The sequence below is a fragment of the Kitasatospora sp. NPDC056184 genome, from assembly GCF_042268405.1.
Taxonomy (GTDB): Bacteria; Actinomycetota; Actinomycetes; order Streptomycetales; family Streptomycetaceae; genus Kitasatospora.
The window spans coordinates 317,016-325,706 of record NZ_JBHJUI010000010.1 but is presented as its reverse complement, the minus strand read 5'-3'; the positions used below and the strand labels follow the sequence as shown (position 1 = coordinate 325,706).

The window sequence follows — 8,691 nt, the reverse complement described above, 5'->3', positions numbered from 1 at the left end:
GCCTCCGGCACGGCGGCCCGGGCCGCGGCGGCGCGGCCGAGGCCGGCGACGGCCCGGGCGGCCGCGGCGGCCGGGTCGGCGGCCGGTTCGGAGCGGAGGGTGCCGCGGTCGGCGGCACCGGGCCGGCCGTCCCAGGCCGCGTCGGGCCCGGTGACGGCGACGGCGGCCACCACGGTGGTGAAGCCGTGCCCGCGGTCGAGGGTGTGCCGCACCGCCGTGACGTACAGCGGCCGCGCCCCGTCCCCGGGCCGCACCAGGTCGCCCGGCAGCAGCCGGGCGTCACCGGGGAGCCCGAGCCGGACGGCGGGCCGGTCGGCGCGCGCGCCGGCCAACTCCTCGGTCCAGCGCGGCCGGACGTCGTGGACGGCGACCAGGGCGGCCGGCCGGGCGCCGAGGTGCAGCACCCCGTCCCGGAACAGCGCGAGGGCGCGCCCGCCGCGGCCGCCGCGCTCGGCCAGGGCCGCTTCGAGGCCGGCCAGGTGCTCCAGGTGGCTGGGCCCGGCGGCCAGCGGCCCGCTCCGGACGGCGGCGCCGTGCGCCTGCACGTCCACGCCGGCCCGGCGGCCCAACTCGGCGGCCTGCGTGCGGTGGTCGCCCGCCGGCACCGGGGTGCGGGAGGCCGCCGACAGCCGGTGGTAGGCCCCGTCGATCCCGTCCAGCCTCAACTCCGGCCCGTACCGGCCCCGGTGGCGCGCCACCCGCTCGACGGCCGCGGCCGCCACCCGGGCCGCCGGGTCGAACGGCCGGCCGGCGGCCGCGCCGTGCAGGTACAGCTCGACGGCCAACGGCCCCGGACCGGCGAGCAGTTGGTCGGCGACGGCGTCGGCCAGCCCGCGCACGGTCAGCCGCACGGTGGCGGCGGCGAGGCCGGACGGCAGCGTCGCCTCGGCCCGCAGGGTGACCACGCCGCGGGTCTGCGCACCGGACAGCTCCAACGGCGCCGCTCCGCCGGTGATCCGCAGCGCCCAGTCACTCACGCCGCACCCCCGAGGTCCCACCAGGCGAGCCGGATCCGGGAGCCGTGGCGGCCCGCTCCGCGTACCGAACCGGCCCGCAACTCCCAGTCCAGCAGGGTGATTTCGGTGGCGACGCGGGGCGATCCCGGCAGTTCGACGATCCGCCGGGCCCCGGCGGTGAGCGACAGCGCACCGGCGTACGCGCCGCCGGCCCGCAGCACCAGCCGGAACGTCCGGCCCGGGTCGGCGGGGGTGCTGACCACGGCGGCCGGGTCGGCGTCGTGCCAGGTGTCGGCGCGGCCGAGCACCGCCGCCACGAACACGCCCAGGTCGGGGTGGAGCGGCAGGTACTCGGGCAGGCCGCCGTCCAGCGCGGCGTCGACCACGGTGGCGCCGGGCGGCAGCGGGTCGGGCTCGGCGGGGGTGAGCAGCCGGAGGATCGGTGCGGTGGGTCTCAACGGTATCCCTCCCTCGGCGGGCGGTTCGGTGGGGTGACGGGGCGGTTCATCGGATGCGCGGGTCGGTTCATCGGATGCGTGGGTCGCTTCGCCGGACGGGCGGGGCGGTTCGCCGGGGGACGGCGGCGGGGGGTCATCGGCGGCCGTCCCGGTCCCGGCGGCCCTCCCAGTCGGCGAGGGCCGAGAGGCCCGCCACCGCCGCGTCGGCCGGCACACCCGGTCCGCCCTTCCACTCGGGCGCGTGGGCGAGCGTGAGCGAGACCTCGACGACCTCCCGGCGTTCGGCCCGCTCGGCGAAGGCCAGCGAGACGATCCGCAGGTCGGTGCGGATGGTGGACTCGGCCAGCAGGGTCAGCTGCCGGCCCGCGGCCCCCGCGCCGGCGTCGGCGAGGCCCGCGAGGGCGGATCCGGCCGCGAACGCGCCGGTGCCGGTCTCGTGCTCGGCCAGCGCCTCCAGCGCCGCCTTCCAGGCGAACCGCTCGGCACCGACCAGCAGCCCGGAGACCACGACGGTCTCCCGCACCTCTGCGGGCCCGATCCGCTCGTAGCTGTACTGGCGGCTCAGGTCCAGGCTGGTCACCGCCCACAGGGGCACGGTGGCCAGCCCGTCCGAGAGGACCAGGGACGGCGGCCCGTACCGCTGGAAACTGGACACGATCGGTTCCCCCCTCAGTCCCGGCGCGGGGCGGGGTCGAGTGCCTCCAGCTGGGCGGTGAGCCGCTCCAGCACGAGGTCGGCGATGGCCTGGTGGTCGACCTGGGGCGCGTGGGCGACCTCGATCTCCACCGGGAAGTGGTAGTGCGCGGCCTCGGGCACGTGCGCTCCTCGGTTCGTGGCGGGTGGCGGGTGGCGTGTGGGGCGGCGGTGCCGGGCCGGCGGCCGGGTGCGGCCGCCGGCTCCGGTGCGGGCGCGCGGATCAGGGGATCGAGACCGCCGGACCGGACTTGCCCTCGACCTTCGCCGCGAGCGAGAAGCCGGAGAAGGTCGCGGTCGGCGCGCCGGCGATGCTCGCCGACTGCGCGGAGGCGGTGATCACGCAGTCCGACACGACCACGGTCCGGAAGGACCAGTCGGTGCCCGACTGCTCCTGGAGGACGATGTCGAAGCGGCCTCCGCGCAGCGCGATCGCGGTGAGCTCGGCGGCGGCGGGCCCGATGGCCTTCACCGTCATCGAGAAGTTGACCTGCGAGGGCTGGTGGACGACGCCGATGTGCGTCGCGCCGAGCGAGTGCAGCGGTTCGGCGTTGAGGTTGAACGTGGTCGACATCGAGTCGATCGGGGCGATCTCGGCGCTCTTGCCGGCGTCGTCGATGTACGCGACGGCCAGGCGGGTGTTCCAGTCGGCCATGGTTGCGGGCTCCCAAGGTCCTCGGCGGGGTTGGCGGGTGGCTAGTAGGTGACGGCGAGCTTGACGTGCAGGCGGTGCACGGCCGGGCCGTAGGTGATCGAGGTCTGGACGTCGACCGCCCGCTGCTCGCGCGCGGCGCGCACGGCGTCCCGGTCCGCCTGGGTCCACTCCGTCTCCGGGCGGCCGAGGACCTCCAGCACCGGGATCCGCACCTCGAACCCGGCGATGACCGCCTCGCGCAGCAGACCGCCGAGGATGCCCTCGGTGCGCTGCTTGAGCATGGTCAGGCCGGTGCGGGTGATCCGGGCGTCGCCGACGCTGCCGATCAGCCCGGCCCGCAGCAGGAACTCCACGTGGTCCACCACCCGCCGCAGGTCGATGTACCCGTACGCGGGGTCGGTGGTGAAGGTCTGGCCCTCGGCCAGGTGCAGTCCCTCCCCCGCGATCAGCGCCGGGTCGATCACCGGGTTCAGGCCGGCCTTGGAGAGCTCGATGATCTCGGACGGCCCGTACTGCTTCTCCTTCGCGATCCGCACCCCCTTGACCTGCTTGAGCAGCAGCGAGACGTGCGGCGGGTGGGCGGCGATCACCGCGGCGGTGGCGGCGGCGACGTCGCCGTCCGCGCCCCGGGCGGCGACCAGGACCATCCGGCCGCTGTCGCTGCGCAGCTTGAGCAGCGCCGGGGTCACCACCTTCGCGACGTAGTCCGGCGCCTTCTCCACCTTGGGGTCGATCATGGCGACGCCGATCCGGCGCAGCCCCTTCGCGGAGATCTCCTCGACGTGCGCGCGCAGCGCCAGCAGACCGGCCGGCGGGGTCTCGGTGCCGATGTCGGTCACACCGGCGAGGCAGACCACGGACACGTCGTCGGCCGCTTCCAGGGCGGCCAGCCCGGCGGCGTACTCGGTGCCCTTGGCGCGCACGCCGTAGATCTTCTGCGGCACCCGGTCCTGGGTGAGGGCGAGCAGCAGCGCCTTCTGCAGCACGCTGTCCTGGCCGAACAGGGCGCGCGCCTCGTCCGGGGTGGTGACGACGTACGGGACGTTGACGGCGGCGCCGCCACCGCTCGCGCCGTCCGGGGTGGTGCCGACGATCGCGATCACCCCGCTGGACGGCTGGACGCGGGGCGTCAGCCCGGACTTGTCGATCTCGATGTCGACGAAGGGGTACGCAGTGGGCATGGCTTTCCTCTCCTGCTCTCCCGCCGGTGAACCGGTCGGTGGAAGCGGTCAGTTCTGGGATGGCGCGGTGTCGGGGACGACCAGCAGGGCGATTCCCTGGGCGGCGAGCAGCCGCCCGGCCGCCGCCGCGCGGGCGGCGCGCTGCTCGGCGGGGCCGCCGACGGCGGTGCCGCCGGGCCAGTCCGGGTCGTCGAACACGGCCGGCGGCACCAGCCAGCCGACCTGGGCCCGGCCGCGCGGTGGCAGCGGCACCGAGCCCGGCGCCGCCGCCGCGCCGAGCGCGCCCAGCGCGTCGGCCAGCGCCCGGCTCTCGGCCAGCAGGTCGGCGGGCCGGACGGACTCGCGGACCAGCAGGGCCGCCAGCACCGGCAGGACCACCGGGCGCGGCGCCCCCGCGCCCGGCCGGTAGCGGACGGTCAGCTCCGGCCCGTCGGCCGGGGTGCGGGGCGCGGCGTCCACGGCACCGACCCGGTCGGCGCCGGCGCCGGTGCGCACCGTCACGCTGCCGCGCCACAGCACGTCGGCGGTGGGCCCGGCGAGGCCGGTCAGGGTGAACCGCCCCTCCTGGCGGGCGCCGCCGGGAGCGGACCAGCCGCCCTCGGCGGTGACCGGGCGCTCCAGTCGGACGCCGAGCCGCAGCTCGTCGAAGGCCGCCCGGTACGGGCCGGTCACGTCGGCGGCCGTCTCGTAGCCGGCCGCCACCAGGTTCTCCAGCGACCGCTGGTCGAACAGCCGGTCCCGCTGCTCCGGATCGGCCAGTCGGACCATGGTGCGGTCGCGGAAGTCCATCGCGTCCCCTCTCGGTCGGCCCGTGAACCGCTCGATCCGGTCCGGGGTTCCGTCATCCGCCACAGAGCGTGTCCGTCGGCGCGTGCAAACCGCGTGCAACCGGCGTGCATGACGCGTACACCCGGAGGAGAAGCCGGGCAGAGCGGCACTGGATCGTCGACGAAGTCTGCACACGGTCAAGCGTTTAGTCGCTGTTGAGTGGCCGTCTACGCGCAGAGAGCACGCTGCTCGCTCACGGTTGGAACAACCGGGAACACGAACGACAGGGAAGGTGGCGCAGCGTGATCGGCAGCGCGGGCGGCGGAACGGACGGCGGAGCGGGCGGCAGATCCGGCGGAGCGGGCAACGGAGTGGGCGGCGCGGGCGACGGGGCCTACGGAGCGGACTGCCGAGCGGACGGGGCATGGCAGTTGTGCGCGCTCGGCCCCCTGGAGATTCGGTTCGGCGGCGGGAGCCTGCCGATCGGCGGCACCCGGCAGCGGGCGGTGCTGGCCACCCTGCTGCTCTCCCCCGGCCGTCCGGTGCCGGTCGGACCGCTGATCGACAACGTCTGGGGCGGGCGGGAGCCCGCGAGCGCGCTCAACACCCTGCAGAGCTACGTCTCGCGCCTGCGCACCGCCCTGGCCCGCCCGGGCGACACCGGCGGATCGGCGCCGCGGCTGCTCGGCGGCCCGTCCGGCTACCGGCTCGTCGTCCGGGACGAACAGCTCGACTACCGGCGCGCCGAATGGCTCCTCGACACCGCCCGGGCCGCGTTCGCCGGCGGCGACCCGGCCGCCGCCCACACCTCGGCCCGGGAGTCGCTGGCGCTCTGGCGGGGCCCCGCCCTGGGCGAGCTCCAGGGCCTGCCCGCGTTCCAGTGGGAGGCCGCCCGGCTGGACGAGGTCCGGCTCGGGGCCGAGCAGCTGGTCGCCCAGGCGGACCTCGCGCTCGGCCGGTCGGAGGAGGCGGTGGCCCGGCTCCGGCGGCTGGCCTCCGGCCACCCGCTGTGGGAGCAGCCGCAGGCCCTGCTGATGCAGGCCCTGTACCGCACCGGCCGACAGGCGGAGGCGCTCGCGCTCTACCAGCGGACCCGCCGCCGGCTCGTCGACGAGCTCGGCATCGAACCCGGCGCGGAGCTCGCCGGCGTCCACCGCGCCATCCTGCGCCAGGACCCGCTGCCGGGACGGGCCCAGGAGTCCGCGCCGGGCGGGCGGCTTGCCCGTTCGGGCAGTGTGGAGCGGCACGGCGGGGACCGTGCGGGCGGCCCGCGTTGACACCTCTGCTGGTCTAGTCCACCGTAGTCGGAGGCCGGGCCTCGAACTGCCTGAGGCCTGGTGAACGCGCTTGTCAGCAGCGCGAATTCACCGCGTCCCAGGTCCGCGCCGCCCCGGCGGGCCCGGGACGCGGCAATGTGGGGGCGGCCCCGGTCCCGCCGCGCGCGGGCGCCCCTCGGGGCCCGGCGCATCACACCCTCGGTATCCGACGACCACTCAGCTCACCCATCGGAGAAGCGGCATGAGAAGAATCTGCCCCGCCCTGCCCGCCGACCGGGCGCGCGGCGCGATGATCACGGCCCTCGGCACGGAGGCCGCGCACGCCGCCGAACTCGCCCTCCCCGACGTCGCGTTGGCACCTTCCGGGCGACCGGCGGCCGCCGCGCGGACCGGGGCGGTGCGCGGATGACGGCGAGCACCGGCGCGGGAGCGGCCGTCACGGAGGCGGTCGCGTTCCGCCGGCTCGCCGAGGGCGACTGGGACACCGTGGTGGAGCTGGAGTCCGCCGCGTACGCCGCCGACGGCCTCTCCGAGGGACGCCAGGCGCTGTACTCCCGGGGCCAGGCCTCGCCCGACACCTGCTACGTCGCCGAGCACGACGGCCGGGTCGTCGGCTACCTGCTGAGCCTGCCGTACCCGCTCTACCGTTGCCCGGACCTGAGCAGCCCGGAGGAGGCCGTCTTCGAGTCGACCAACCTCCATGTGCACGACCTCGTCATCACCGAGGAACTGCGCGGCCGGGACCTCGCCCTGCGCTTCATCCGGCACCTGCGGGAGGAGGCGCGCCGCCGGGGCTTCGACCGGATCTCGATGGTCGCGGTGCGCCGCACCGACATCCTGCTCACCCTGCTCGGCTACCGCGCGCACCGCGACGTGGCCGTCCCCGAGTGCTACGGCGAGCGCGCCGTCTACATGTCGATGCCGGTCGACCGGTAGTCCCCGGCCCGCGCGGGGCCGGCGGCGCCCTGTTCGTAGGCCTCGACGGTGCGGACGAACAGGGCGCGCTCCTCGGGCGCGAGCGGCGCGAGGGCGCTGCGCCAGGCGGCCGCACCGTTGGCCAGCCAGCCCTCGATGGCCGCCCTGGTCTCCGGCTCCTCGGTGATGGTGACGATGGTGCGCCGGCGGTCCGCCGGATCCTCCCGGCGCTCCACCACGCCCTGCCGGCTGAGGTCGCTGACCATCAGGCTCACCGTGGTCGGGGCCACCTCCAGCCGCGCCGCCAACTGGTTCACCGGCATCGGCCCGTCGAACAGCAGGAAGGACAGCATCGACAGGTGACGGGGCGCCAGGTTCGCCGAGCGCAGCCGCTCGGGCACCGGCGTGCGCTTCAGCCGCGCCGCCACCCTCGGCATGAAGAGCAGCATCGCGCGCACCGCCTCATCGGCGCTCAGGCCGCCCTCGGGCACCGTGGACATCCGCCCCGCCCTCCTCTCCTCGCCCACACCGTACCGGACCGCCCGGCCGCCCCCGCCGAGGGCGGTCGCCGTCGCCGCAGGTCACAACGCCTGGGGCGGGGCGGTGATGTCCGGGACGGAGGTCGGGGCGGGCACCGCGTCGAACCGGAACACCTGACCGGACTCCGCGGGATCGCAGGCGAGTTGGACCACCGGGGTGCGCGCCGTCGTGGCGGCCCCGCCCGACACCGTCAGGCAGGAGCCGCTGTGCTGCGGCACGATCCGGAAGCCGCCGCCCGCGACCGGCTCCAGCCGGAAGCGCTCCGAGGTACCGCGCCCGCCGCAGTAGTCGTCCGCCGCCTGCGCGGCCGGCCGGGTACTGCCCTTCTCCACCCCGAGACAGCCGTAGCCGAACACCGGGTGCAGCGAGCGCAGCCGGAACAGCCCGCCGTCCAGCGGCTCCAGGGAGTACACCGGGAAGGCCGCGGCGCAGTCCGCCTGGTAGATGTGGCCCTTGCCCTCGTCCTCGTGTTCGGAGAAGCACAGGCCCGAGGCGTCCGAGCGGATCCGATAGGTGCCGGACGGCGGGGCGCCCGCCTCCGGGGCGGCCCGGTCCGCCGTTCCCCCCTCCGCCGTCAGCAGGTAAGCGCCGCCGCCCAGCAGGGCCGCCGCCGCGACGGTGGCCAGGGCGAGCAGCCGGGGGCCGGGCCGGCGCGCGGGCGGCGGCGGCGGCGGTACGGACTCGGCCGCGGCCTTGTCCGGCTCCGGGCCGGGGCCTGTTGCGATCCGGTGCCACGCCGCGAGCCAGTCGTCGGTGTCGGCGCCCTCCCCGCAGGCCCGCAGGAAGGCCAGCAGCACCTCCTGCCTCGGCAAGGTGTCGCGCCGCAGCAGATCGGCGATCGTGCTGCGCGGCAGCACCTCCCCGCGCTCGGCCGCGCGCTCCTCCAACTGCCGGAAGGACAGCCCCGACCGCTCCTTCATCTCCCGCAGCAGCGCGTTGAACTCCGCGGCGTCCCGGGCGTCCTGCGGCTTCGCTCCGCCCCGCCCCGGGTCCCTGCCCTCTGATCCGTCCCCGTCCTGGTCCCGCATGCGGCCGATCCTCCCCGAGCCGCGCCCGGCCGGGCAAGAGCACCTTCGGCCGACCTGACCGGCCGGTTCAACCCCGTTGCGGCAGCTGCCCCTTCTCCGCCCGATTCATTGCCGGACCGCCGGCCCGGGGGCGGGGGACACCCCCGGTACGAGCCGGCGGCACCGAGCGGCCCCCGGTCCGGCGCGGCGGCGCGCCGACTCCCGATCGACCCGGCGCCGG

The 8,691-nt window shown here is 76.5% G+C and carries 11 protein-coding genes and 1 pseudogene; 3 read left to right on the top strand and 9 right to left on the bottom strand.

Features of this window, described 5'->3' with window-relative positions; translation table 11 throughout:
* The 7 genes and pseudogenes from ACFC0B_RS22015 to ACFC0B_RS21985 form a co-directional block, all read right to left on the bottom strand.
* Positions 1-977 (bottom strand): annotated as a pseudogene (locus tag ACFC0B_RS22015) (hypothetical protein); the annotation flags it as partial.
* Positions 974-1,414, bottom strand: coding sequence for a hypothetical protein (locus ACFC0B_RS22010; protein WP_376088133.1), 441 nt, complete (start codon positions 1,412-1,414; stop codon positions 974-976). The pseudogene ACFC0B_RS22015 and the gene ACFC0B_RS22010, both read right to left, overlap by 4 nt.
* 133 nt (positions 1,415-1,547) lie before the next feature.
* Positions 1,548-2,069 carry a hypothetical protein gene (locus ACFC0B_RS22005; protein WP_376088130.1) on the bottom strand — a complete coding sequence of 174 codons (522 nt, stop codon included), beginning with the start codon at positions 2,067-2,069 and terminating at the stop codon, positions 1,548-1,550.
* A 14-nt stretch (positions 2,070-2,083) separates the two neighbouring features.
* Positions 2,084-2,230: a hypothetical protein gene (locus ACFC0B_RS22000; RefSeq protein WP_350547294.1), complete on the bottom strand. Its 147-nt coding sequence runs from the start codon at positions 2,228-2,230 to the stop codon at positions 2,084-2,086.
* A gap of 100 nt (positions 2,231-2,330) precedes the next feature.
* Positions 2,331-2,762 carry a hypothetical protein gene (locus ACFC0B_RS21995; RefSeq protein WP_376088126.1) on the bottom strand — a complete coding sequence of 144 codons (432 nt, stop codon included), beginning with the start codon at positions 2,760-2,762 and terminating at the stop codon, positions 2,331-2,333.
* Positions 2,763-2,803: 41 nt separating this feature from the next.
* A complete protein-coding gene (locus ACFC0B_RS21990) occupies positions 2,804-3,943 on the bottom strand; it encodes a hypothetical protein (RefSeq protein ID WP_376088123.1) in 1,140 nt (379 codons plus the stop codon).
* Positions 3,944-3,991: 48 nt separating this feature from the next.
* Positions 3,992-4,732: a hypothetical protein gene (locus ACFC0B_RS21985; RefSeq protein WP_376088120.1), complete on the bottom strand. Its 741-nt coding sequence runs from the start codon at positions 4,730-4,732 to the stop codon at positions 3,992-3,994.
* A 281-nt stretch (positions 4,733-5,013) separates the two neighbouring features.
* Here ACFC0B_RS21985 and ACFC0B_RS21980 point away from each other — a divergent pair, with 281 nt between their 5' ends.
* The 3 genes from ACFC0B_RS21980 (at position 5,014) to ACFC0B_RS21970 (ending at position 6,924) form a co-directional block, all read left to right on the top strand.
* Positions 5,014-5,988, top strand: coding sequence for a BTAD domain-containing putative transcriptional regulator (locus tag ACFC0B_RS21980; protein WP_376088117.1), 975 nt, complete (start codon positions 5,014-5,016; stop codon positions 5,986-5,988).
* Positions 5,989-6,229: 241 nt separating this feature from the next.
* Complete coding sequence (locus tag ACFC0B_RS21975) at positions 6,230-6,397, top strand: hypothetical protein (protein WP_376088114.1); 168 nt, start codon at positions 6,230-6,232, stop codon at positions 6,395-6,397.
* Positions 6,394-6,924 carry a GNAT family N-acetyltransferase gene (locus ACFC0B_RS21970; protein ID WP_376088111.1) on the top strand — a complete coding sequence of 177 codons (531 nt, stop codon included), beginning with the start codon at positions 6,394-6,396 and terminating at the stop codon, positions 6,922-6,924. The genes ACFC0B_RS21975 and ACFC0B_RS21970 overlap by 4 nt, the downstream gene beginning before the upstream one ends.
* Here the strand turns inward: ACFC0B_RS21970 and ACFC0B_RS21965 are convergent.
* A complete protein-coding gene (locus ACFC0B_RS21965) occupies positions 6,897-7,403 on the bottom strand; it encodes a MarR family winged helix-turn-helix transcriptional regulator (protein WP_376088108.1) in 507 nt (168 codons plus the stop codon). The genes ACFC0B_RS21970 and ACFC0B_RS21965 overlap by 28 nt on opposite strands.
* A gap of 81 nt (positions 7,404-7,484) precedes the next feature.
* Complete coding sequence (locus ACFC0B_RS21960; RefSeq protein WP_376088105.1) at positions 7,485-8,471, bottom strand: RICIN domain-containing protein; 987 nt, start codon at positions 8,469-8,471, stop codon at positions 7,485-7,487.
* Positions 8,472-8,691: the final 220 nt, after the last annotated feature.

What these genes read in the sequence shown, in the direction of transcription:
- ACFC0B_RS21965 (WP_376088108.1), bottom strand. Translation starts at nt 7,403, where the DNA reads ATGTCCACGGTGCCCGAGGGCGGCCTGAGCGCCGATGAGGCGGTGCGC.
- ACFC0B_RS21990 (WP_376088123.1), bottom strand. Translation starts at nt 3,943, where the DNA reads ATGCCCACTGCGTACCCCTTCGTCGACATCGAGATCGACAAGTCCGGG.
- ACFC0B_RS21985 (WP_376088120.1), bottom strand. Translation starts at nt 4,732, where the DNA reads ATGGACTTCCGCGACCGCACCATGGTCCGACTGGCCGATCCGGAGCAG.
- ACFC0B_RS21960 (WP_376088105.1), bottom strand. Translation starts at nt 8,471, where the DNA reads ATGCGGGACCAGGACGGGGACGGATCAGAGGGCAGGGACCCGGGGCGG.
- ACFC0B_RS21970 (WP_376088111.1), top strand. Translation starts at nt 6,394, where the DNA reads ATGACGGCGAGCACCGGCGCGGGAGCGGCCGTCACGGAGGCGGTCGCG.
- ACFC0B_RS21975 (WP_376088114.1), top strand. Translation starts at nt 6,230, where the DNA reads ATGAGAAGAATCTGCCCCGCCCTGCCCGCCGACCGGGCGCGCGGCGCG.
- ACFC0B_RS21995 (WP_376088126.1), bottom strand. Translation starts at nt 2,762, where the DNA reads ATGGCCGACTGGAACACCCGCCTGGCCGTCGCGTACATCGACGACGCC.